Source organism: Kitasatospora sp. NPDC059577, from assembly GCF_042735475.1.
Lineage (GTDB): Bacteria > Actinomycetota > Actinomycetes > Streptomycetales > Streptomycetaceae > Kitasatospora.
The window spans coordinates 14,769-35,860 of the sequence record NZ_JBHWBZ010000080.1 but is presented as its reverse complement, the minus strand read 5'-3'; the positions used below and the strand labels follow the sequence as shown (position 1 = coordinate 35,860).

The window sequence follows — 21,092 nt, the reverse complement described above, 5'->3', positions numbered from 1 at the left end:
CTCCCGGACCGTGTTCCGGTAGCAGAACTGGCCCGTCCGGATACGAACAGAAGGTGGTGTGGAATTCGGGAAGGGATTGAAAAGAAAAGAGGGGGGGGGGGGGCCTGGTGTGCGCCCGCCCCAGACCCCGCGGCCCCCCCCCCCCGCCGTCCCCGCGCCGGACCACCGCGGTCGTACGACCAAACCGGAACATCACAGTCACAGGACCAAACATGCCTGAATGCGGGTGATTTGCCCGTGATGGACCAGTGCGCCGCAACCGCGCCCCGCCCCGGTCGTTCTAATCTGACGACTGTCATATCCCTGCGGCTCCCAGGATGGAACCTCATGTCAGCGGCACCGCCTGACAACGACGTGCTGTGGGCCCGAGGGATCGTCAAGTCCCATCACGGCACCCCCGCCCTGCGCGGCATCTCGATCGGCGTCCGCGAGGGCGAGGTCCTCGCCGTCACCGGCCCGCGCGGCTCCGGCAAGAGCACCCTGCTGGGCTGCCTCTCCGCCCAGCTCCCGGTCGACGACGGCGAGGTCTGGTTCAACAGCGCCCCCGTGCACACCCTCACCCGGGCCGGCCGCGAACGACTGCGCCGCGACCGCTTCGGCTTCGTCGGCTCCGAACCGCACCTGGTCCCCGAACTCACCGCCCGCGAGAACGTCGCCCTCCCGCTGCTGCTCGCCGGGGCCGGCAACAAGGCCGCCTACACCGCCGCCGACGAGTGGCTGGAGCGCCTCGACGTCGGCGACTTCGCCAAGCAGCGCCCCGACCGGCTGGTCCAGAGCCAGTGCCAGCGCGTCGCCGTCGCCCGCGCCCTGGCCCCGCTGCCGCCCGTCGTCTTCGCCGACGACCCCACCGCCCCGCTGCACCGCGAGGCCGCCGACCAGGTCCTGCGGATACTGACCAGTGCGGCCCGCTCGCACCAGCTCACCCTCGTCCTGGCCACCCACGACCCCGAGCTCGTCCGGTTCGCGGACCGCGCCGTCGCCCTCGTCGACGGACGGCTCGCCGCCCCCGCCGCCCCCGTCCCGCGCGGCCCCGCCGCGTCCGGAGTCTCCGGAGCGTCCGCCGTCACGGCCACCCGCCGCTGACGACGCCGAGCCGCTGAAAGAGTCGACGTGTTCTATCTCCGTCTGGCCCGGGGCTACCGGGTGCCCGACCTCGGCCGCTGGCTGCTCACCGCGCTGGCCGCCGCCGTGGTCGCCGCCTTCCTGCTGCGCTCCCTCGGCCGGGCGATGAGCGGCCCGCTCGGCGGCGCCGACCCCCTGGTCCGGCTGCTCTGGTGCCTCCCCCCGCTCGCCGCCGTCGCCTGGTTCGCGGCCGTCGCCGCCCGCGCGGTACCCGCCCGGCGCCCCGAGCGGATCGCCGGCCTCACCGCCGCCGGCGCCGGCTCCCGCCGGATCCGGACCCTGATCGCCGGCGAGGTCGCCCTCGCCTGCACCCTCGGCAGCGTGCTCACCCTGCTGGTCTTCCTGGTGCTGCGCAACGACATCGCCGGGCCCTCGCTCGCCCCCGACCTCGGCATGGGCGTGCCCCTGCCGGCCGCAGCGCCCGTCACCCTGCTCGCCCTGGTCCCGCTCACCGCCGGCACCGCCGCGGCCTGCGCCGTCTCCGTCACCGAGCACCTGCCCGGCGACCGCGCCCGCCGCGGCACCGGTTTCGGCGCCTGGCGGATCGCCCTGCCGGTCGGCCTCGGCGTGATCGGCACCGCCCTCGAACTCATCGCCCTGCGGCCCGGCGCCGCCGTCGACGGCCGCCCGGTCCACCTACCCGCCGGGCTCGGCACCACCAGCACCGCCGCACTCGGCGGCTGGGCCGCGAGCGCCCTCGGCCTCGCCCTGCTCACCGGCCCCCTCCTGGCCTGGACCGGACGACTGCTCGCCCTCGGCCGGCCCACCCCGCTGCGGCTGCTCGCCGGACGCGGCCTCACCGCCCAGGCCCCGCGCCTCGGCGCGCCGCTGGCCGTCCTCACCCTCGCCGTCGCGCTGGTGCTCACCACCATCCGCTACTGGATCGGCACCCCCGGCAGCGCCGACGCGCTCCCCGCCGTCGAGGCCTGCCTGGTGCTCGGCTGCGCGGCCGCCGCCGTGGCCACCCGGCTGGCCGAGGTGCGCTCCGACCGCCGGAACGTCACCGACGCGCTGCTGCGCCTCGGTGCCTCGCCCCGGCTGCTGTTCGGCGCCGTCGCGCTGCGCACCCTGGCGGTCGGCACCGCACTGCTGCTGACCGGCGGGGCGACCGCCGCACTGGCGGCCGCCGGCCTGCGCTGACCTCCGGACTAACCCGCTGCGGCGAGCTGGCCGCAGGCGCCGTCGATCTCCTGGCCCCGGGTGTCGCGGACGGTCGTCGGCACGCCGTGCGACTGCAGCCGGCGGACGAACTCGCGCTCGTCCTCGGGCCGGGAGGCGGTCCACTTGGAACCCGGAGTCGGGTTCAGCGGGATCAGGTTGACGTGCACCCGGCGGTTCTTGATCAGTCGGCCGAGCAGGTCGGCACGCCAGGCCTGGTCGTTGATGTCCTTGATCAGCGCGTACTCGATGGAGATCCGGCGGCCGGACTTCTCCGCGTAGTTCCAGGCCGCGTCCAGCACCTCGGCGACCTTCCACCGGGTGTTCACCGGCACCAGCTCGTCGCGCAGCTCGTCGTCCGGGGCGTGCAGGGACAGCGCCAGGCGGCAGCTGAGCCCCTCGTCCGCGAAACGGTGCATCGCCGGGACGAGCCCGACCGTCGACACCGTGATGCCGCGCTGGGACAGGCCGAAGCCGTCCGGCGCCGGGTCGGTCAGCCGGCGGATCGAGGCCAGCACCCGGTTGTAGTTGGCCAGCGGCTCGCCCATGCCCATGAAGACCACGTTGGACAGCCGCGCCTCGCCGCCCGGGATCTCACCGGACTTCAGCGAGCGCATCCCGGCCGCGATCTGCTCGACGATCTCACCGGTGGACAGGTTGCGGGTCAGTCCGGCCTGGCCGGTCGCGCAGAACGGGCAGTTCATGCCGCAGCCGGCCTGCGAGCTGATGCACATGGTGACCCGGTCCGGGTAGCGCATCAGCACGGACTCGACGAGCGTGCCGTCGAAGAGCTTCCACAGCGTCTTGCGGGTCGCGTCGTCGTCGCACGAGACGTGCCGCACCACCGACATCAGCTCGGGCAGCAGGCTCCCGGTGAGCTTCTCCCGGCTGGCGGCGGGGATGTCCGTCCAGCTCTCCGGGTCGTTCGACATCCGGCCGAAGTAGTGGTTGGAGAGCTGCTTGGCGCGGAACGGCTGCTCGCCCAGCTCGGCGACGGCCTCCTTGCGCTCGGCGGGGCTCAGATCGGCGAGGTGTCGCGGGGGCTTGGCACCGCGCGGCGCGACAAAGGTGAGTTCTCCGGGCTTAGGCATGGTTGTTCCAGTGTCGCAGACGCGCGGGGGCCCCGGACGCCAGGCGTCCGGGGCCCTCCTTCGTGCGCGTGTGGCGGGTCAGCTGCCGACGAAGGCCGCCAGCAGCAGCCAGACCACCGGGGCGGTCGGCAGGAGCGAGTCCAGCCGGTCCATGATGCCGCCGTGGCCGGGCAGCAGCGTGCCCATGTCCTTGATCCCGAGGTCGCGCTTGATCATCGACTCGCCCAGGTCGCCAAGGGTCGCGGTGACCGCCGCGCAGCCACCCAGGATCAGGCCCTGCCACCAGCTGCCGTCGTCGATGATCAGCTGCATCAGCACCGCGCCCGCCAGCATCGACAGGGCGATGCCGCCGGCCAGGCCTTCGCGGGTCTTGCCGGGGCTGATCGTCGGGGCCAGCTTGGTCCGGCCGAACTTGTAGCCCACGGCGTAGGCGCCGGTGTCGCTGCAGATCGTGACGATCAGGAAGAGCACGATCCGCTGGGGGCCGTCGTCGGCCGCCAGCATCATCGCCACGAAGGTGGCCAGGAACGGCACGTAGAAGGCGGTGAACACCCCTGCCGTTATGTCCCGCAGGTAGTCCTCCGGCGGCTCGGCCATCCGCCAGACCATCACCGCCAGCCCGGTCAGCGCGAGCGAGGCCGCCGCCCACTGGACCCCGGCCCAGTAGCCGGTGGCAACCATGGCGAGGCCGCCCACGACCAGCGGGATCAGCGGCGCCTTGATCTGCTTGCGCTCGGCGAGCCGACTGGTCAGCTCCCAGATGCCGACCGCGACCGCGGCCATCACGACGACCAGGAACAACGCCTTCACCACGAACAGCGAGGCGACGATCACCGCGCCGAGGCCGACCCCGACGCCTATGGCGGCCTGGAGGTTACGGCCACCGCGCTGCTTGGGCGGCTGCGGCTGCGGGTCGGGCTGGGCGGCCACGGGTGTCTCCTGCCCTGGGTGGGACGACGGCACGAAGTGGGGATGCCCGGCCGCCGGGTGGCTGAGCGGCGGCGCGGGGTGCACCGGTGCCCCCGGGTACGGCGGGCTGCCGGGGGCGGGGGCGGTGTCGTCGGGTATCGCGCGCAGCACGACCGTCTCCGTCACACCGGGCGGCGCGGCCTCGGGCTGCTCGTCCCGGAACAGCGGCCCGCTCAGCCGGCCGGCCTCCCTGGCCGGCCCCGCGGCGGGGTCGGCCGGGCCGCCGGGAGCGGGGCGGCGGGGCTGACCGGGCTGACCGGGCTGACCGGGCTGACCGCCCGAGGAGGCCGGGCCGTGACCGGTCGGCCGGGTGCGGCCGGGCACACCGGGGGGCGGGCCGGGGTCGGCCGGTACGGGCGGCATGACCTGAGTCTCCTCCGCGTCGCCGCCCCAGTACACCGGAGGCTGCTGCGAGTGATCCGAACGGAGGCCCCGGCCGGCCGGGACGGCACCCGGCGCGCCCGGGGGCACCATCGGGCCGCCCGGGTGGCCGGGGTGTCCCTGGACCGGCGCCGGCGGCTCGCCGTACCCCGGCGCCGGGTGGGCCGGGGTACGGGGTGCCTGCTGCTGCGGGTGCGGCTGCGGCGCCGGGCGGTAGGGCTGGAACTGCTGGTCGGACGGGCCCCAGTAGCCAGGGGCGTCAGGGGCGTCGTTCATCAGACCTCGAGCAGCTCGGATTCCTTGTGCTTCAGCAGCTCGTCGACCTGGGCCACGTACTTGGCCGTGGTGTCGTCGAGCTCCTTCTCGCCGCGGCGGCCGTCGTCCTCGCCGACCTCGCCGTCCTTGACGAGCTTGTCGATGGCGTCCTTGGCCTTGCGGCGCACGGCCCGGATCGAGACCTTGGCGTCCTCGCCCTTGGTCCGGGCGATCTTGATGAACTCCCGGCGGCGCTCCTCGGTCAGCTCGGGCAGCACCACGCGGATGATGGAACCGTCGTTCGACGGGTTGACGCCCAGGTCGGAGTCGCGGATCGCCTGCTCGATGGCCTTCAGCGCGGTCTTGTCGAACGGCGAGACGACCGCCATCCGGGGCTCCGGCACCGAGAACGAGGCCAGCTGGTTGATCGGCGTGATGGCGCCGTAGTACTCCGCGACGATCTTGGCGAACATCGCCGGGTGCGCGCGGCCGGTGCGGATGGCCGCGAGGTCGTCCTTGGCGACGCCGACGGCCTTCTCCATCTTCTCCTCGGCCTCGAGGAGGGTCTCTTCGATCACTGTGGTCTCCCTGTCCGGTTCATCTGCTGTTGTGCCGACCGGTGCCGGCGCGGTCGCCGGTCGCGGCTCCCGCGCCGTTCCGTACAACTGGTTGCTGCTCAGGCCCGGACAGAATCCTGGCTGATGAGTGTGCCGATCTTCTCACTCTTCACCGCACGCGCGATATTGCCCTCCGCCAGCAGTTCGAAGACCAGCATCGGGAGGTTGTTGTCCTTGCACAGCGTGATCGCGGTGAGGTCGGCGACCTTGAGGTCGCGCGCGATGACCTCGGAGTACTCCAGCGCGTCGAACTTGACCGCGTCCGGGTTGGTCCGCGGGTCGGAGTCGTAGACGCCGTCCACGCCGTTCTTGCCCATCAGCAGGACGTCGGCGTGGATCTCCAGCGCGCGCTGGACGGCCGTGGTGTCGGTGGAGAAGTACGGCATGCCCATACCCGCGCCGAAGATCACCACGCGGCCCTTCTCCAGGTGCCGGACGGCCCGCAGCGGCAGGTACGGCTCCGCGACCTGGCCCATGGTGATGGCGGTCTGGACCCGGGTCTCGATGCCTTCCTTGACCAGGAAGTCCTGCAGCGCCAGGCAGTTCATGACGGTGCCGAGCATGCCCATGTAGTCGGAGCGGGCCCGGTCCATCCCGCGGACCTGCAGCTCGGCGCCCCGGAAGAAGTTGCCTCCGCCGATGACCACCGCGACCTCGGTACCGGCGCGGACGACCGTGGCGATCTCCCGGGCGATCGCGTGCACGACGTCCGGGTCGACGCCGAGCCCGCCACCACCGGCGAAGGCTTCACCGGACAGCTTGAGCAGCACCCGGCGGCGCGAGCCGTCCTTGGGGTCCTGCGCGGTCTCCTGCGTCTCCTGCATGGACTTCTCCTTTTTGCACCTACTGGTCACAGGCGCGGGTGTGCGGATGCCCCGCCTGCGCGTACACGCGAGGAGGCCACTGCCGCGGGAACCGGTTCGGTGTCCTGCACGGCAATGGCCTCCTCGTCGTTCATGGTGCCGACGCGAGCCCGCCCGTGGGCGGTTGGCGCTGGGTGAGCCCGTTCGGCGTTCCGCCCGCCCTGGTCAGCGGGCGGGGGTGGTTCCCAGCCTAAAGGGGCCGGGGACCAGGTGGAACGTGGCTCAGGCGCCGACGCGGAAGCGGGCGAAGCGCTTGAGGGCGACGCCGTTCTCCTCGAGGACCTTGGCGACGGTCTTCTTGTTGTCCTTGGCGAAGGCCTGCTCCAGGACGGAGTGCTCCTTCACGAAGCCGGTGACGCGACCCTCGACGATCTTCGGCAGGGCGGCCTCGGGCTTGCCCTCCTCGCGAGCGGTGGCCTCGGCGACGCGGCGCTCGTTCTCGAGGTCCTCGGCCGGGATGTCCTCGCGGGACAGGTACTTCGGGGCGAAGGCGGCGATGTGCTGCGCGACGTCCTTGGCGACCTCGGCGTTCTCCTTGTCCAGCTCGACCAGGACGCCGACGGCCGGCGGCAGGTCGGGGCTGGTCTTGTGCAGGTAGACCGCGACGAAGCCGTCACCGGCGAACTGGGCGAAGCGACGGAAGACGATCTTCTCGCCCAGGGTCGCGTTGGCCTCGTCCACGAACTGCTGGACGGTCTTGCCGGCCTCGATCTCGGAAGCCAGGGCGGCGTCCAGGTCGGCCGGGACGGTCTTGGCGACGTGGGCGGCGATGGCGTCGGCGACCTGGACGAAGTTGTCACCCTTGGCGACGAAGTCCGTCTCGCAGTTCAGCTCGACCAGGACGCCGGACTTCTTGTCCTCGGCGATCAGGGCGGCAACGGCGCCGTTGGAGGCGTCACGGCCCTCGCGCTTGGCAACGCCCTTCTGGCCCTTGATGCGCAGGAGCTCGACGGCCTTCTCGACGTTGCCCTCGGCCTCGTCCAGGGCCTTCTTGCAGTCCATCATGCCGGCGCCGGTGAGCTCACGGAGCTTCTTGACGTCCGCGGCGGTGAAGTTCGCCATGGTGTGAATCTCTTCTCGCGTCTCGCGTGTCTGCGTGGGGATGCGCCGGGACCGATGGTTCGGTCCCGGCGCGGGAGAGAGGGGCACCTACCGGCGTCGTACCGGTGGGTGCCCCTCACCCTTGGTACGTCAGGCCTGCTCGGCCGGCGCCTCGGCGGCGGGGGCCTCGGCGGCCGGAGCCTCGGCAGCGGGGGCCTCAGCGGCGGGGGCCTCGGCGGCGGCGGGGGCCTCCTCGGCCTTCTTCTCGCCCTCGATGAGGTCCTTCTCCCAGTCGGCCAGCGGCTGGTCGGCGCCCGGCTCGGCCTTCGCGTCGCCCTTGGCGACACCGGCGCGGGACTTCAGGCCCTCGGCGACGGCGTCGGCGATCACGCGGGTCAGCAGGGTGACGGAGCGGATCGCGTCGTCGTTGCCCGGGATCTTGTAGTCGACCTCGTCGGGGTCACAGTTGGTGTCGAGGATGGCGACGACCGGGATGTTGAGCTTCCGGGCCTCGCCGACCGCGATGTGCTCCTTCTTGGTGTCCACGATCCAGACGGCGCTGGGAACGCGCTGCATGTCGCGGATACCGCCGAGGGTCTTCTCCAGCTTGTCGTGCTCGCGCTGGAGGACCAGGAGCTCCTTCTTGGTGAGGCCGGAACCGGCCACGTCCGAGAAGTCCAGCTCGCCGAGCTCCTTGAGGCGCTGCAGACGCTTGTAGACGGTCGAGAAGTTGGTCAGCATGCCGCCGAGCCAGCGCTGGTTCACGTAGGGCATGCCCACGCGGGTGGCCTGCTCGGCGATGGCCTCCTGGGCCTGCTTCTTCGTGCCGACGAAGAGGACGCTGCCGCCGTGGGCAACGGTCTCCTTGATGAACTCGAAGGCGCGGTCGATGTAGTTCAGCGACTGCAGGAGGTCGATGATGTAGATGCCGTTGCGCTCCGTGATGATGAAGCGCTTCATCTTCGGGTTCCAGCGGCGGGTCTGGTGACCGAAGTGGACGCCGCTCTCCAGCAGCTCCCGCATCGTGACGACGGCCATAGCCGTGCTCCTCAGGTGTTACGGCCCGGCGGTGGCGGCTCGTCGCAGTGACGACCGTCCGCAGCCGGGTCAGGCTCGGTTTCCGTGGCGGCCAGGTGACAGCCACGCCTGACGCCCCGAACGTGCCGAGCCGCTTTCCACCCGCTCGGCCGGGGCCGGTCGGGCTCGGCGGACCGAGCGGCACTCGCACCTGGCGGGGCCGCGGAAGAACCGTGTCCGACCACCGGTGGCGGGGCGTGCGAAGTCGACCCGGCGGACCGGGTCGCGTGTGAAGTGTACGGGAAGCGCCGAGCGGCGGGCGACTTCACGAGCGGCCGGGGGCCTGCCGGGGACCTGGGAAGAGTCCCGGATCGGCCCGGACGGGTGGGTCGGCGCCCGGCGGCGGCGAGTGCCGACCGCGGGCGCCCCGGCCGGTTCCGGTGGCGTGCGGGAGCGTGCGTGCGCCGGTCGGCTGCCTGCCCGCGGATCGTCACCGGTATGCCGCACATACACCGGATGGCGGCGCCCGTACACCCGCCGGAGGGACGGCGACCGGGCACGGGGGCGGTTTGTCCACAGGAATCCGGATGCGGGTGGTGCGGCCGCGGGCGGACGGCCAACCTTCGCGCATGACTGCTCGTGCGTGGTTCGTCGGAATTCGGGGGCTGGTCGCCGTGGGGGTGGTGCTGGGGGTGGTGGGGGCACTCGGGGTGCCCCGGGCCGGGGCCGCCGGGGTGACGGTCCCGGCGGGACTACGGGCGGGAACGCAAGCGGGCACAAAGGGGGTGGCCGGGGCTGGGGCGGTGGCTGGGGCTGGGGCTGGAACGGTGGCTGAGGCGGTGGGGGCCACGGCGGGTGCGGCGGGCGGCTCCGGCGGGGCACCCGGCCGGAGCGGCACACGGGCGTGGCCGGTGGGCGGAGCCCCCGGACTCCTGGGACGGTTCGAACCGCCGACCGCGCCCTGGGCCGCCGGGCACCGGGGCGTGGACCTCGCCGCCGAGCCCGGGGCGGAGGTACGGGCGGCGGCCGCCGGGGTGATCGCGTTCTCCGGATCGGTGGCCGGGCGTCCGGTGGTGACCGTTTCCCACCCCGGTTCGGGGTCTCCCCCGCTCCGGACCACCTACCTACCGGTCACCGGCTCCCTCCCGGTCGGCACCGCGGTAGCCGCCGGACAGGTGATCGGCCGGCTCGCCCCGGAGGGACGGCACTGCGCCGCAGGCGACTGCCTGCACTGGGGGCTGCTGCGCGGACGCCACTACCTGGACCCGCTGACCCTGTTCGGCACAGGCCGGGCCCGCCTGCTGCCGCTGGGCCCCGGGCCGGCGAACGACGGACGGCCGACTGGCGGCTGACGCGCGGCGAGCGGCGGGGCGTCGGTGGGCGGCGGGGCGCCGGTGGGCAGCAGGGCGTCGGCGAGCGGCGGGGCGCCGGTGGGCAGCAGGGCGCCGGTGGGCGGCAGGCAGCCGTCGAGCTACCGACCGACGAGCGATCGGCCGACAACGGGCAGCCGGTCGATCAGGCACTGCCGGTCAGGCACTGCCGGTCACGCCCGGCTCAGGCCGTGCAGCGCGAGGGCGACAGCAGCATCTGCGATCTCCTCGGGGTTCTCGGCCAGGCACCCGGTGCGCTCACCTGCGACCGCCTGCTCGGCTCGACGGACGGCGGCCTCCACCACGCCCTGCAACAGCGCCGCGGCGAGCCGGGGTCGTTCGTGGCCCAGGTCCTCCAGCGCCCGGACGACCAGACCGGCCAGCCTGCCGTGCGCCGCCCGGATCCGCTCGCGCGCGGCCCCGTCGAGCTCCAGCGCCGAGATCGCCACGACCGCGCGGTGACGCGGGTCGGCGGCCAGCGCCAGCTGGCCCCGGACGTACGCCTCGATCCGCTCGGCGGCGGTGTCGCGGCTCTCCATCCCTGCCTCGATCTCGGCGGCCCAGAGCGGGAAGTCCACCTCGCAGAGCGCCTCGACCACGGCGGCGCGGGAGCGGAAGTACTCGTAGACCGAGGAACGCGCCAGCCCCGTCCGCGCGGCGAGCGCGGGGAAGGTCAGCGCCTCCTTGCCGCCCTCGGTGAGCAGGCTGCGGGCAGCGTCGAGGAGGGCTGCGCGCTGCAGCTGGCGATGCTCGGCCACCGTGGCCGCTCGGATCTTCGGCACGCTCCCACTGTACGGAGCCCTACCGACGGCTGATAAGGCGCCGCGCATGAGGAGCCGGCCCGGCCCGGCCCGGCCCGGCCGCGCGGCCCGCCGGGCCAGGCGGGCGAACCCTGCTGCGCCGGACGCCCGGGACCAGGGGCGTGCGTGCGGGCCGGGGCCGGCGGGCCTGCGGACGGGCGGGCACACGGGCAGACGGGCGGGCGACCCGCGGACCACCGGGCGGGTTCGGCTCCGAGCCCCCGCGCTACCGAACGTCCGAGAGCTTGGCGCGCAGCTGGAGGACGGACTTGGTGTGGATCTGGCTCACCCGACTCTCCGTCACCCCCAGCACCTGTCCGATCTCGGCGAGGGTGAGGCCCTCGTAGTAGTAGAGCGTCACCACGGTCTTCTCCCGCTCGGGGAGGGTGTTGACGGCCTGGGCCAGCAGTCTGCGCAGCTCGCGGTCCTCGGCCACCTCGACCGGGTTGTCCGCGCCGTGGTCCTCCAGGGTGTCCATCAGGCTCAGCCGGTCGCCACCCTCCCCTACCGGGTGGAGCAGCTCATCCAGGGCCACCACATTGGCGAGCGACAGCTGGCTGAAGATGGCGTGCAGGTCCTCGATCGCGATGCCCATCTCCGCCGCGACCTCGGGATCGTGCGGCGTCCGGCGCAGCCGGGCCTCCAGCGTCGCGTACGTCCGCTCGACGGCTTTCGCCTTCTGCCGCACCGAGCGCGGGATCCAGTCCAGGGCGCGCAGCTCGTCGATGATCGCGCCGCGGATCCTGCTGATCGCGTAGGTCTCGAACTTGATGGCGCGGTCGATGTCGAACTTCTCGATCGCGTCGATCAGCCCGAAGACCCCGGAGGAGACGAAGTCCGCCTGCTCGACGTTGGAGGGCAGGCCGACCCCGACCCGGCCCGCCACGTACTTGACGAGTGGTGAGTAGTGGAGGATCAGCTGCTCGCGCAGCCGCTGGTCGCTGCTCTCCTTGTAGGAGCGCCAGAGTTCCTCGAGCGCGCTGCGCCCCTGGGCCGCGGTGTCCCGCCCGGCCCGTCCGGCGTCCTCGGGTGATCCGGCCGGCGCGCCGACGGGTACGTCCGCCGGCGCGTCAGCGGCCCGGACCGCCTCGGCACCCCGAGCCGTGTCCGCGGGCTGGCCCGGGACCACCGTCGGCCGGCCGCCCTGACGCGACAGGCCTCCCATCGTCCCCGCCGACTTGGGCGGGAACTCGGTCGCGGGGCGCCGCTCGGTCCGCGGCCCTCCCGAGGACCGAGCGCCACCGGTCACTCTGTGTCCGGGAATGTGTGTGGGCATGCGTTGGTCTGCGCCGTTCTGCCGAGTCATGTGCTGATAGGGAAGGCATGTGGAGCGTAGCGTGACCGACTCGCTGCAAAGCGCTACCACCACTCGGTCGTCCCCCGATCCGGTGGCGTTGACTCACCGGATCCGGGCACACGAGCGGAAGAACCGGATCAGCAGGTCAGCCGGGCGGTTCGGACACGCCCTCCCCCGACGCACGCCTGTTCTCCGTCCGGATAGTCACCTCCTCCGCACCATGCGCCAGTGCGCGCCGTGTCGCTCGACGTAGCCGAGCGAGCCCAACTCGTAGAGCCGCTGGAGCACTTCGTCCGGCGGGAGGCCGGACTGACGGGCCAGCCGCTCGACCGGCGCGCCCTCTGCCGTCGCCGGCACGGCCTCCAGGACCCGGGCCACCGGAGGCTCCAGCAGGTCGCGCGGCAGCACCGGCCCGCTGCGCTGCGGGGCCAGGTCGTCCCCGATCGCTCCGATCAGCTCGGTGATCTCGGCCGCGTCGGTGACCAGGGTGGCGGCGCCGCTGCGGATCAGGGCGTGCACCCCGGCCGAGAGCTCCGAGGTCACCGGGCCGGCGACGCCCATGGTGTGGCGGTTGAGGTCCCGCGCCCGTCTGGCCGTGCTCAGGGCTCCGCTGCGGACGGCCGCCTCGACCACTACGGTGCCCCGGGTGAGTGCCGCGATGACCCGGTTCCTGAGGACGAAGCGGAACCGGTTCGGGTGCTCGCCGGGCGGGAGTTCACTGATCAGCAGGCCCTGGACGCCGATCCGCCGGATCAGTTCGGCGTTCCCCTTCGGGTAGGGCACGTCGACCCCGCAGGCCAGCACCGCCACGGTCATCCCGCCGACGGCGAGCGCGCCGCGGTGGGCTGCCGCGTCGATCCCGTAGGCGGCTCCGGACACCACGACCCAGCCGCGCTCGGCGAGTTGGGCCGACAGCTCCCCGGCGACGTGGGCGCCGTACGCCGTGCAGGCCCGGGAGCCCACCACCGAGACCGAGCGCAGCGCGAGCAGCCGCAGCGAGCCCGTGCCCGTCGTCCAGAGACCGACGGGGCGTCCGTCTCCCAGGTCGTCGAGTTGGCTGGGCCATTCCGTGTCCCCCGGAATGATGAACCGTCCGCCGGCGCGCCGTACCCGTTTCAGGTCCGTTTCCGGGTCCAGCCCCGGGAGTCTCGCCTGGTAACCGGCCAGCCGGGCGGAATCCAGCCCCGGGTGGTCCGGCACCGTCCCGTCCCGGATCGCCCGGACCACGTCGACGGCGGGGAGCCGGTCGAGCCAGCGGCCGACCACCGCGTCCCCGGGTTCGCTGAGCCGGCAGAGCAGGGCGCGGGCCAGGCGCTCGGGCTCGGTCGCCGCCGCGGGGCTCGCGGGGCTTGCGGGGCCCGCAGGGACGGTGGTGCCGACGGTACCGGCGGGGTCGGCGGTGGCCCCGACCGCATCGTGGGGGTGTCCCACCTGCTGCGTCATGTCCCGTCCTCCGTCCGCTCCGCGGGCTCCTCGGGTGCCCCTCGCCGACCCACGTCCGGCGGGCCGCCGCGCTGGGCCGGGATGCCCCCGAGCTTGCCGAGGGTCCGCTCGATCGGCGGCAGCCCCTGCTCCACCCCGGTGCGCAGGACCAGGGCGGTGCGCACGTCCCGCCGGTCCGGCCGGTCGCGACCGGCGAGGTCGGCGACCGTCCAGGCGACCCGGAGCACCCGGTCCAGGCCCCGGGCGGTCAGCACCCCCCGCTCCAGCTGGCGTGAGACGTCGTTGAGCGCGCCGGGCGCGAGCTGCCAGCGCGTGCGCAACTCGTGGCCCGGGACCTCCGCGTTGGTCCGCCACGGGGTGTTCGCCAGCCGGGCCGCCGCCCGCTCCCGTGCGGCCCGCACCCGGGCCGCGACGGTTTCGGTGCTCTCCGCCGTGGCGTCCCGCTCCATGAGTTCGATCCTCGTCACCGGGGCGACCTGGACCTGGAGGTCGACCCGGTCGAGCAGCGGCCCGGAGAGCCGCCCCTGGTAGCGGTTGACCATCACCGGCGTGCACTCGCAGCCCTCGCCGCGCCGGGAGTGCCGACCACACGGGCAGGGGTTGGCGGCCAGGCAGAGGAGGAAGCGGGCCGGGAGCCGGAGCGACCCGGCCGAGCGGGCGATCACCACCTCGCCCGACTCCAGCGGCTGGCGCAGCGCGTCGAGCACCCGGACCGGGAACTCCGGCGCCTCGTCCAGGAACAGCACGCCTCGGTGGGCCAGCGAGACCGCGCCCGGCCTCGGCAGTCCGCTGCCGCCACCGACGATCGCGGGCATCGTGGTGGAGTGGTGCGGGGCGCAGTAGGGCGCGGTGTCGATCAGCGGCCGCCCGACCGGGAGCAGGCCCGCCACCGAGTGCACGGCCGTGACCTCCAGCGCCTCCTTCTGGGTCAGCGGCGGGAGCAGCGCGGGCAGTCGCTCCGCCAGCATGGTCTTGCCCGCGCCGGGCGGGCCCTTCAGGTAGAGGTGGTGTCCTCCGGCGGCGGCGATCTCCAGGGCTCGCCGTGCTTCGTACTGGCCGGCCACGTCGGCCATGTCGAGGCGGGAGGCCTTGTCCTCGGAGAGGCCCCGCACACTCGCGCAGGGCAGCATCAGCCCCGCCATCAGCGGATCCGGCCGGCCCCCGACCGGGTCGGGCGGCTCCTCCGGCGCCGTCCCGCCGGTCAGGATCGCGACCAGTTGGCGCAGGCTGCGGACGCCGATGACCGTGACCCCGGGGACGAGCGAGGCCTCGGGCGCGGTCTGCTCGGCGACCACGACCCGTTCGTAGCCGGCTTCGGCGGCCGCCAGCACCGACGGCAGCACCCCGCGGACCGGCCGCACCCGGCCGTCCAGCCCCAGCTCGCCGATGATCAGCAGGTCGGCGATGGCGGAGGGGTCGAGCCGCTCGGCGGCGGCCAGCACGGCGCAGGCCACCGCGAGGTCGAAGCCGCTGCCGCTCTTGGGCACCGAGGCGGGGCTGAGGCCGACCGTCAGCTTGCGCTGGGGCCAGGCCTCGCCGCTGTTCACCACCGCGGCGCGGACCCGGTCGCGGGCCTCGGAGAGCGCCTTGTCGGGCAGGCCGACCAGGGTGAACGCGGCCACCCCGGGCTCCAGATCGGCCTGGACCTCGACGATCACCCCGTCGACGCCGACCAGCGCGACGGAACAGGTACGGGCGAAGGCCATCTCAGACCACCCCCCGCAGGTGGTCGACCAGGGCCGCACCCCGCGCCCGGTTGACCACGGCGACCAGGTCGATCCGCACCCCGCCCGGCGGGGCGGGGGGCCAGTGCGGATCCGTCGGCGCCACGTCGTCGTCGGCCCCGGCCAGCCGGGCGAAATGACCGGGCCAGCGCTCGGCCATCCAACGCTCGGCGAGGCGTTGCAGCCGGGCCGCCTTGGCCCGGTCGATGGCTTCGGTGGGCTGTTGGAAGCTCCGCTCGGAGCGGGTCTTCACCTCGCAGACCGCCACGGTGTCGCCGTCGAGGGCGACGATGTCCAGCTCGCCCTCGACGCAGCGCCAGTTGCGGTCCAGGATGCGGAGCCCGGCCTCGGTGAGGCGGCGGGCGGCGACCCGTTCCCCGTAGCGGCCGAGCCCGGTCCTGGTGCTGCGGGCCGGGTTGCCGCGGTCCGGGGTACCGGGCGGCTCCTTCCCGGCTGCGGCCGTGTCCGGTACGGCCTGGTCCTGCACGACGGTGTGCTGCATGGTGACCACCTCCGCCGAGGAGGCTGCACCACCGCGCCCGTCCGGGCCCGGACTTTCCGTTTCCCTGTGGATAACCCGGGCCTGTGGACAACTCCTGTCACCCACAGGGGTGAGAAGCCCCGATCCCGCGAAATTCGGCTGGACAACACGGGACGGAGTCGTCCAACGTCAGTTCCCGAAGCCGGACTCGTCCGAGGGCAGCTCCAGGTCGCTCTTCGCGAGTTCCTCGATGTTCACGTCCTTGAAGGTCAGCACCCGGACCTTGCGGACGAACCGGGCCGGCCGGTACATGTCCCAGACCCACGCATCCGCCATCGACACCTCGAAGAACACCTCGCCCTGGACCGAGTGCACCTGCAGCTCGTAGTCGTTGGTGAGGTAGAACCGTCGCTCGGTCTCGATCACGTACTTGAACAGGCCGACGACGTCCCGGTACTCCCGGTAGAGCTTGAGCTCCATCTCGGTCTCGTACTTCTCGAGATCTTCGGCACTCATCCAGGCGTCCCCTCAACTTGTTGCGTCCACCCATTGTGGACCACCGCACCCACGGTCAGAGCCGTACCGGATCCACCGGCGGGCCCTCGACCAGCAGCCGTTCCAGGAAGTCCGCCAGGCCGGCCGGATACACCGTCTCGCCGGTCCCCCTCAGTTCCTCGACCGTCCACCAGCGCGCCGCGAGCAGCTGGGCGTGCTCGTCCGCGCCCGTGCCGGAGTGGTCCAGGGCCGGGTCCGTCTCCGTGGTCCGGGCCAGGTGGAACCACTGCTCCTGCTCGTAGCGCTGTCCCCGAAAGGAGAACGACACCGTGCCGTACGCCACCAAGGGCCCCAGGTCCACGCCCCGCAAGCCGGTCTCCTCCGCGAGCTCACGCTCGGCGGCCTCGCGCACGTCCTCTCCGGCTTCCAAGCCGCCTCCGGGCGTGAACCACCACGTCTCCCCGGGGACCGCAGGGTCGGTGCCCAGGAAGAGGAGGATGCGGTCCAGCCCGTCCAGCAGCAGGATCCGCGCCGCCCTGCGGCGCTGTGCTGTCATGGCGGCGCTCCACGCTCCTTCCGTTCGCATCGGTGGCGCTACCGATCCTGCCACCCGGCGCCGCCGTCCGGGGCGATGTTCGGCAGAGCGGCCCGGACCGCGACGGCCCCGCTCAGGAGCCGCTCCCCCGGCGGAGCCGGCGGGCCAGGCCCGCCACCCCGCCCACCGCCGACGTCAGCAGGATCAGTGCCGCGCCGGCGACGGTGGCGTAGGCGGCGGGCTCCAGCGGGCCGGGCTTCGACGCCCCCGGCCCCGCGAAGCCGTCGAAGGCGGTGGTCCGGGCGAGCAGGCCCGTCCGGCCGAAGGGCTTCAGGGTGGCCTCGACCCTGGCCTCGACGGCCACGGCCGGGACGGTCCCGCCGTCGACCTCCAGGTGGGTGCGGGAGTCGAGCGAGCCGACCCGGTTGTCGCCGAGCAGGAACAGCCGGCCCTGCGGCACCGTCACGCTGAACGACTCGCCCTGGCGGCCCTGGGCCGCGAGGTAGGGCTCGTCCACCGGCTGTCCGTTGACCGTCAGGCGGCGGTTGTCCCCGCTGGTGGCGACGGTGTCCCCGCCGACCGCGACCACGCGCTTGACCATGAGCTCGTCGCCGCCCCAGGACTGGTCCCGGAAGACCACCACGTCGCCCCGGCCGACGGCCCCGCCGCCGACCTTGCGGGCGAGCACGGTGTCCCCGATCTGCAGCGTCGGGTGCATCGAGGCGGTGGGGATGTTGTACGGCCGGTAGTCGACCGCGATGAGGGCGAAGCCGCCGATCATCAGCACCAGCCCGAGCGCCAGCGCGACGCCCTGCAGCACCGCGGCGGGCCGGCGGCGCTCACGGGCGGGCGCGGGCGCGCGGTCGGCCGACTGCTCCACGACACTGGTCATCGACACCGTCCACCTCTGGCCGACCGGAGAACACCACTGGCACGCCGGAGGCACCGGCGGGAACGCCGACGGGCCGGGGCACGTCCGAGCAGATTACTCGTCGGTACCACGGCCCGCGCAAGAGTCGGGGGCAACCCGGTGGGGCTCAGGACTCCTTCCGGCGCTCCGCCCGGCCCCGCACCCGACGCACCAGCGGGAGCAGGGCGACGGCCCCCACCGCACCGGCCACGGGGGGCGCCATCGGCGCGGCCGCCGCCAGGCCCTTCTGGTCGAAGGTGGCCGGCACCGGCAGCGTCGCCCAGTGGTTGATCGGCCAGGCCACCACGAAGGCGCGCCCGATCACGTTGTCCACCGGGACGGTGCCGCCACCCGGCTGGTCCATGTGGAAGCGGGAGTCCAGCGAGTTGGCGCGGTGGTCGCCCATCACCCAGATCCGCCCCTTGGGCACCTTGACCGGCCCGAAGGGGTGGTCACCACAGGGAGTGTTGCCCGGGTAGATGTACGGCTCGTTGAGCGCGACGCCGTTGACCTTGACCGGCCCGTCACCCTCGCACTCGACGGTGTCCCCGCCGACCGCGATGACCCGCTTGATCAGGTCCTTCTCGTTGGCGGACGGCATCAGACCGACGAAGCCGAGCACGTCCTGGACGCCGCGCAGGAAGGAGTTACTGCTCTGCGAGGTCGGCTCGTCGCTCAGCCAGCCGCCCGGGTCGTGGAAGACCACGACCTCGCCGCGCTCGGGTTCGGCCCCGAACCAGGGGGTCAGCTTGTCGACCAGGACCCGGTCGCCGACCTGCAGCGTGTCCTGCATCGACTCCGACGGAATGGAGAACGCCTGGACGAAGAAGGTCTTGATCACGAGCGCGAGGATCAGCGCGATCCCGACCAGGATCGGCAGTTCCTTCCAGAAGGAGCGCGGCTTGCGCGGCTTGCCCGCAGCCTCCGACTCCGACCCGTCCGCCGACCCGGTCTCCGGCTGCGAGGGGTCCGACGAGTCCTCGGCTCCGGCGCCCTGTTCGTCGGCGGTCTGGGCCGCGGCGTCGTCGACCGCGGCCGAGGGTGCCGACGGCTCGGCGGACCGGGCCGCCCGACGGCCCTGGCCTTCGGGCTCTCCGGCACCCGAGCGGGCGCCGATCACCAAATCCCCCACAACGTCTCCTCCCTGCTGTGCGGACGCCCGCGCGCCCGCGCTCAGAGTGCCGCACAGCGGGCACCACGCTCGCCACGACCATGAACGCCTCAGGGGTGCCCACCGGGGGCTCCCCTGACACCAGCACGGCCTCGACTCGGGGGGGGGGGGCGCGCCCCCCCCCCCCCGCATTTATAATACAAAAGCCGGGTGCCGGGGCCCGGGCCCCCACCCCAGCGCCCGCCCCCCCCCGGGCGCGCCCCCCACACACGCCACGACATTCAACGCCACTGGGGGGCCCACGGGGGGCTCCCCTGACACCCCCAGGCCCTCGACTCGCGGCGGGGAGCACTCCCGGCCGCACCTGCACTTCTCTATCACTCCGGGGCATCCGGCTCGCGGTCCCACACGCGAGGCACGGCCGCTCGGCGGCCGGCACGACTCACTCCGGAGGCCGCCCAGGCCTACGGCCGAGGAACGGAAGGATGCCCAACACACCCATAACGAGCGGAGGTTCCACAGGAACCGGCCCAACGCCCACGGATTCCGCGGCAGTTCCACCGGCCTGGGGAACCCGGTCGAGAGAGGAGAGTGAAGCCGGCACGTCGAGTTGATGGAAGCGGTCCAGCGGCCAGGCGATCACGAACGCTCGACCGACCACGCCGCTCAGCGGGATGGTGCCCTGGCCCGGATTGCCCATGTGGAAGCGGGAGTCGGCGGAGACGTCCCGGTGGTCGCCCATGACCCACAGCCGCCCCTCGGGCACCTTCACCTTGAAGGGCTGCCGGGACGGCGGATTGCCGGGCGCGAGGTAGGTCTCGTCCACCGGGTGTCCGTTGACGCTCAACCGCCCCTGCGCGTCGCAGCACTCGACGGTGTCCCCGCCGACACCGATCACCCGCTTGATCAGGTCCTGCTCGTTGTCGGACGGCAGCAGTCCGACGAAGGTCAGCACCTGCTTGGCCCCGCCCAGTACCGGGCCGTCGTCGGAGGGCTTGTGGTCGTTCTCCAGCCAGCCGCCCGGGTCCTTGAACACCACCACGTCGCCGCGCTGCGGCTCGCTGCCGAACCAGGGGGTCAGCTTGTCCACCAGTACCCGGTCCCCGATCCGGATGGTCTGCTCCATCGAACCCGAGGGGATCACGAACACCTGGATCAGGAAGGTCTTCATCACCAGCGCCACCAGCAGGGCCACCAGGATGATCATCGGGACTTCGCGAACCAGCGACCGCTTGCGCCGACGGGCCGCCCGCCGGGCGCTGCGGCGGCGCTCGGCCCGGCCGCGCACCGCCGGGGCACCCGCCGGCCCGGCATCCTCCGGCCCCCGGTCGTGCGGCTCGCGGTCGTCCGGCTCGCGGGTCGGGCGGTCGACGGTCCGGCCCCTACCCCTGGCTCCCATGACCACCCGTTCCCGCAGTCGCGGCGAAGGCCGCGGGCCGGTCCAGATCGGTCCAGCGCGAGAACGGGTAGACCACCCAGTCCGCCCGGCCGATCACCTTGTCCTCGGGCACGAAGCCACCGCCGGGCTCGCCGAGGTGGTCGCGGGAGTCACGGGAGGCGCTGCGGTGGTCGCCCATCACCCACAGTTCGCCGGCCGGCACCACCACGTCGAAGGCCACGCTCGACGGGTCGTCCCCCGGCGCCAGGTAGGAGGTCTCGTCCACCGGCACGCCGTTGACCGTGATCGGCGCGCCCGGGCCGGTGCTCGTCACCCGGTCGCCGCCGACGCCGATCACGCGCTTGACGTACACAGTGTCCCCGGCCGGGGCCAGCCCGAGGTCCTTGGCGAGCGAACGCGCGCCGTCCCAGAAGCCCTGCGGCTTCGCCGACTCCCGCAGGAAGGAGCCCGTCCCGTCGAAGACCACCACGTCGCCCCGCCGGGGGTGACCGCCGAAGGCGTACGCGAGCTGGTTCGCGACCAGCCGGTCACCCGGGCGCAGGGTGTTCTCCATCGATCCGGAGGGCACCGCGAACGGACGCGCGACGAAGGCGTTCACGAGGACCAGGGCCGTCAGGCAGATCCCCGTCAACAGCAGCAGGTCGCGCGAGCGCGAGTGGCCGGACTCCTCGTCCTCCTCCGAGCCCTCGGCGGCGTCCCCGGGCACGGCGGGGGCACCGGTCGCCGCCTCCTCGGGAACGCCCTCGGAAGTACCTGCGGGAACACCTGCGGGAACCCCTGCGAGAACACCCGCGCGAGCTCCTCCGGGAGCCCCGGGGCCGTCCGCCGCGGCGGGCCGGGAAGCGGGCCCGGAAACGGCCTCGGAATCGGGCCCGGAAGCGGAAACGACCCCGGGGGCCCGCGCGCCGCGACGACAGACCGGGGGGGGGGGGGGCCCGGGGAGCGCGCGGGGGGGGGTGGGGGGGGAGGGGGCGGGGGTGGGAGACCCGACTGTCGATAAAGACGAAATGAGA

At 73.4% G+C, this 21,092-nt stretch carries 19 protein-coding genes and 1 pseudogene; 3 read left to right on the top strand and 17 right to left on the bottom strand.

Annotation, left to right across the window (positions count from 1 at the left end):
- Positions 1–327 precede the first annotated feature (327 nt).
- Both ACFV0O_RS37745 and ACFV0O_RS37740 read left to right on the top strand, forming a co-directional pair.
- The gene (locus ACFV0O_RS37745; RefSeq protein WP_380348770.1) at positions 328–1,083 is read left to right on the top strand and encodes an ABC transporter ATP-binding protein; all 756 of its coding nucleotides are present in this window, start codon (positions 328–330) and stop codon (positions 1,081–1,083) included.
- 27 nt (positions 1,084–1,110) lie between these two features.
- Positions 1,111–2,262: a hypothetical protein gene (locus ACFV0O_RS37740; RefSeq protein ID WP_380348768.1), complete on the top strand. Its 1,152-nt coding sequence runs from the start codon at positions 1,111–1,113 to the stop codon at positions 2,260–2,262.
- Between the two features lie 8 nt (positions 2,263–2,270).
- On the opposite strand, the gene rlmN is transcribed toward ACFV0O_RS37740, so the two are convergent.
- From rlmN to rpsB, 6 genes are all read right to left on the bottom strand, one after another.
- The gene (rlmN, locus tag ACFV0O_RS37735) at positions 2,271–3,371 is read right to left on the bottom strand and encodes a 23S rRNA (adenine(2503)-C(2))-methyltransferase RlmN (RefSeq protein WP_360262076.1); all 1,101 of its coding nucleotides are present in this window, start codon (positions 3,369–3,371) and stop codon (positions 2,271–2,273) included.
- Between the two features lie 78 nt (positions 3,372–3,449).
- Positions 3,450–4,703: a phosphatidate cytidylyltransferase gene (locus ACFV0O_RS37730; protein WP_380348773.1), complete on the bottom strand. Its 1,254-nt coding sequence runs from the start codon at positions 4,701–4,703 to the stop codon at positions 3,450–3,452.
- 293 nt (positions 4,704–4,996) lie between these two features.
- The gene (gene frr / locus ACFV0O_RS37725; protein ID WP_360262075.1) at positions 4,997–5,554 is read right to left on the bottom strand and encodes a ribosome recycling factor; all 558 of its coding nucleotides are present in this window, start codon (positions 5,552–5,554) and stop codon (positions 4,997–4,999) included.
- A gap of 98 nt (positions 5,555–5,652) precedes the next feature.
- Positions 5,653–6,417 carry a UMP kinase gene (gene pyrH, locus ACFV0O_RS37720; protein WP_189923573.1) on the bottom strand — a complete coding sequence of 255 codons (765 nt, stop codon included), beginning with the start codon at positions 6,415–6,417 and terminating at the stop codon, positions 5,653–5,655.
- A 261-nt stretch (positions 6,418–6,678) separates the two neighbouring features.
- Positions 6,679–7,518, bottom strand: coding sequence for a translation elongation factor Ts (tsf, locus tag ACFV0O_RS37715; protein ID WP_360262074.1), 840 nt, complete (start codon positions 7,516–7,518; stop codon positions 6,679–6,681).
- Between the two features lie 129 nt (positions 7,519–7,647).
- Positions 7,648–8,535 carry a 30S ribosomal protein S2 gene (gene rpsB, locus ACFV0O_RS37710; RefSeq protein WP_376156723.1) on the bottom strand — a complete coding sequence of 296 codons (888 nt, stop codon included), beginning with the start codon at positions 8,533–8,535 and terminating at the stop codon, positions 7,648–7,650.
- Positions 8,536–9,425: 890 nt separating this feature from the next.
- Between rpsB and ACFV0O_RS37705 the strand changes: the two genes are divergently transcribed.
- Positions 9,426–9,866, top strand: coding sequence for a M23 family metallopeptidase (locus ACFV0O_RS37705; protein ID WP_380348764.1), 441 nt, complete (start codon positions 9,426–9,428; stop codon positions 9,864–9,866).
- A 191-nt stretch (positions 9,867–10,057) separates the two neighbouring features.
- Here the strand turns inward: ACFV0O_RS37705 and ACFV0O_RS37700 are convergent, their stop codons facing one another.
- From ACFV0O_RS37700 to lepB (ACFV0O_RS37650), 11 genes and pseudogenes are all read right to left on the bottom strand, one after another.
- Positions 10,058–10,642 (bottom strand): helix-turn-helix domain-containing protein, encoded by a 585-nt coding sequence (locus ACFV0O_RS37700; protein WP_360262095.1) that lies wholly within the window; start codon positions 10,640–10,642, stop codon positions 10,058–10,060.
- 268 nt (positions 10,643–10,910) lie between these two features.
- Positions 10,911–11,666 (bottom strand): annotated as a pseudogene (gene whiG, locus ACFV0O_RS37695) (RNA polymerase sigma factor WhiG); the annotation flags it as partial.
- Between the two features lie 519 nt (positions 11,667–12,185).
- Positions 12,186–13,424 (bottom strand): DNA-processing protein DprA, encoded by a 1,239-nt coding sequence (dprA, locus tag ACFV0O_RS37690; protein WP_380348762.1) that lies wholly within the window; start codon positions 13,422–13,424, stop codon positions 12,186–12,188.
- On the bottom strand, positions 13,421–15,130 hold the full coding sequence (locus ACFV0O_RS37685) for a YifB family Mg chelatase-like AAA ATPase (RefSeq protein ID WP_380348760.1): 1,710 nt from the start codon (positions 15,128–15,130) through the stop codon (positions 13,421–13,423). Before ACFV0O_RS37685 ends, dprA begins: the two co-directional genes overlap by 4 nt.
- A gap of 1 nt (position 15,131) precedes the next feature.
- The gene (locus tag ACFV0O_RS37680; protein ID WP_380348758.1) at positions 15,132–15,650 is read right to left on the bottom strand and encodes a YraN family protein; all 519 of its coding nucleotides are present in this window, start codon (positions 15,648–15,650) and stop codon (positions 15,132–15,134) included.
- A gap of 168 nt (positions 15,651–15,818) precedes the next feature.
- Positions 15,819–16,145, bottom strand: coding sequence for a DUF2469 domain-containing protein (locus ACFV0O_RS37675; protein WP_030056781.1), 327 nt, complete (start codon positions 16,143–16,145; stop codon positions 15,819–15,821).
- A 55-nt stretch (positions 16,146–16,200) separates the two neighbouring features.
- Entirely contained in the window at positions 16,201–16,680 is a 480-nt protein-coding gene (locus ACFV0O_RS37670; RefSeq protein WP_380348756.1) for an NUDIX hydrolase, read from the bottom strand.
- Between the two features lie 112 nt (positions 16,681–16,792).
- Complete coding sequence (gene lepB / locus ACFV0O_RS37665; protein ID WP_380348754.1) at positions 16,793–17,551, bottom strand: signal peptidase I; 759 nt, start codon at positions 17,549–17,551, stop codon at positions 16,793–16,795.
- A gap of 145 nt (positions 17,552–17,696) precedes the next feature.
- Positions 17,697–18,701, bottom strand: coding sequence for a signal peptidase I (gene lepB / locus ACFV0O_RS37660; protein WP_380348752.1), 1,005 nt, complete (start codon positions 18,699–18,701; stop codon positions 17,697–17,699).
- Positions 18,702–19,122: 421 nt separating this feature from the next.
- Positions 19,123–20,079: a signal peptidase I gene (lepB, locus tag ACFV0O_RS37655; RefSeq protein ID WP_380348750.1), complete on the bottom strand. Its 957-nt coding sequence runs from the start codon at positions 20,077–20,079 to the stop codon at positions 19,123–19,125.
- Positions 20,063–20,785, bottom strand: a complete 723-nt coding sequence (lepB, locus tag ACFV0O_RS37650) for a signal peptidase I (RefSeq protein ID WP_380348748.1) — start codon at positions 20,783–20,785, stop codon at positions 20,063–20,065. The genes lepB (ACFV0O_RS37655) and lepB (ACFV0O_RS37650) overlap by 17 nt, the downstream gene beginning before the upstream one ends.
- Between the last annotated feature and the right edge of the window lie 307 nt (positions 20,786–21,092).